Here is a 2,001-nt window from a genome sequence, read left to right on the forward strand (position 1 = left end):
CAACCCACATATTTTCACCATTCACCATTCACCATTCACTATTCACTATTCACTATTCACTATTCACTATTCACTATTCACTATTCACTATTCACTATTCACCATTCCCTATTCACCATTCACCATTCACTATTTTCTGCCATCCTGTCACCATTCTGCTATTTTCAGTATCTTTGCGCATTAAATTTATTTCGGGACGATGCAGGAACTTCTTTTGGCTAAGACACATGATGAAACGCGGCAGGGCGAAGCATTTGCGCCTGCGCAGGAGCCTGTGGCTGTCAATGGCAAACGCTTTTACATTGAGAGTTATGGTTGTGCGATGAACTTTGCAGATAGCGAAGTGGTGGCTTCCATTTTACAAAAAGAAGGATTTGGCGCCACTACTGATGTAGATACGGCTGATCTTATCCTGATCAACACCTGTTCTATCCGCGAAAAAGCGGAAGACAGGGTACGTAAACGCCTCACCGAATTCCGGCAACTCAAACGATCTAACCCGGGCCTGGTGGTGGGTGTTTTGGGCTGTATGGCCGAACGCCTGAAAGCCAGTTTTATAGAAGAAGAAAAACTCGTGGATATAGTGGTAGGCCCTGATGCTTACCGCAGCCTTCCCGGCCTCATTGAAGAAGCCAATGGCGGGCAGAAAGGGGTGAATGTATTGCTGAGCCGCGAAGAGACCTATGCCGATATTGCGCCGATAAGGCTAAACAGTAATGGCGTAACCGCTTTTGTGAGCATCATGCGTGGCTGTAACAATATGTGTTCTTTCTGTGTAGTGCCTTTTACCCGTGGCCGCGAACGCAGCCGCGATGCAGCCAGCATCGTGCAGGAATGTGAGGCATTGTTCAACGAAGGCTACCGCGAAGTGACCCTGCTCGGACAAAACGTAGACAGTTACCATTGGATAGATGAACAGAAGGACGAGACGGTGACGTTTGCACGCCTGATGGAACTGGTAGCCAATATATCGCCGTTGCTGCGCATCCGTTTTTCTACTTCTCATCCGAAAGATATTACCGATGATGTATTACACATCATGGCGAAATATGAAAACATCTGCAATTACATTCACCTGCCGGTACAAAGTGGCAGTACAAGGGTTTTGCAGATGATGAACAGGACATACAGCCGCGAATGGTACCTGGCAAAAGTAGATCGCATCCGCGAAATATTGCCGGATTGCGGCATTTCCACCGATATGATCGCGGGTTTCTGTACCGAAACGGAAGAAGAGCACCAGGAATCACTCAGCCTCATGGAATATTGTAAATATGACCTGGCTTACCTCTACTTCTATTCCGAAAGGCCCGGAACCCTTGCCGCCAGGAGGTTTAAGGATGATGTGCCGCTGGATGTAAAAAAACGCAGGCTCCAGGAGCTGGTAGATCTGTACCGCGATCATTCGTTGATCAGCATGCAGAAAGATGTAGGCAAAGTTTTTAAAGTGCTGGCAGAAGGAAATTCAAAAAAGAGCGAGGATGAATTATATGGCAGGGCAGATAATAATAAGGTAGTGGTGTTTCCTAAGCACAACTTTGTAAAAGGCGACTACGTTTCAGTAAAAATCACTCACTGTACTGCCGGAACACTACTCGGCATTCCGGTTGATACCAATAACACAGATAACTAAATCAGATGATCGCTGATATCATAAAAAATAACTTAATCCCTATTCACGGCATTTGCGAAAAATTTGGCGTAAAATCATTGCACCTGTTCGGCAGTGCGGCAGATAATACTTTGACTTCTAAGAGCGACATAGATTTTTTAGTTGATTATTTTAAAGATCAGGAAGGGCTTCCTAAAGCACCATTCGATTATTTCGATATTTTATTTTCTTTAGAAAATATAACAGGTAAAAAAGTAGATCTCGTAGTAAAGGATGCATTAAGGAACAGCTATTTTATCAATAGTTTTAATAATAATAAAGTATTGATATATGAAAAAAGAGATTAATTCATATATCGAGGATATAGCTTTTTCAATCGAAAGGATTGA

General features: G+C 43.6%; 2 protein-coding genes. Both read left to right on the forward strand.

Going from position 1 to position 2,001, the window contains the following annotated elements; translation table 11 throughout:
* Positions 1-199: 199 nt before the first annotated feature.
* The gene (gene miaB, locus EGI32_RS10995) at positions 200-1,633 is read left to right on the forward strand and encodes a tRNA (N6-isopentenyl adenosine(37)-C2)-methylthiotransferase MiaB (RefSeq protein ID WP_255155424.1); all 1,434 of its coding nucleotides are present in this window, start codon (positions 200-202) and stop codon (positions 1,631-1,633) included.
* Between the two features lie 5 nt (positions 1,634-1,638).
* Positions 1,639-1,959: a nucleotidyltransferase family protein gene (locus tag EGI32_RS11000; protein WP_255155119.1), complete on the forward strand. Its 321-nt coding sequence runs from the start codon at positions 1,639-1,641 to the stop codon at positions 1,957-1,959.
* Positions 1,960-2,001 lie beyond the last annotated feature (42 nt).

This window comes from Ferruginibacter sp. HRS2-29, assembly GCF_024343615.1.
Classification (GTDB): Bacteria; Bacteroidota; Bacteroidia; order Chitinophagales; family Chitinophagaceae; genus Ferruginibacter.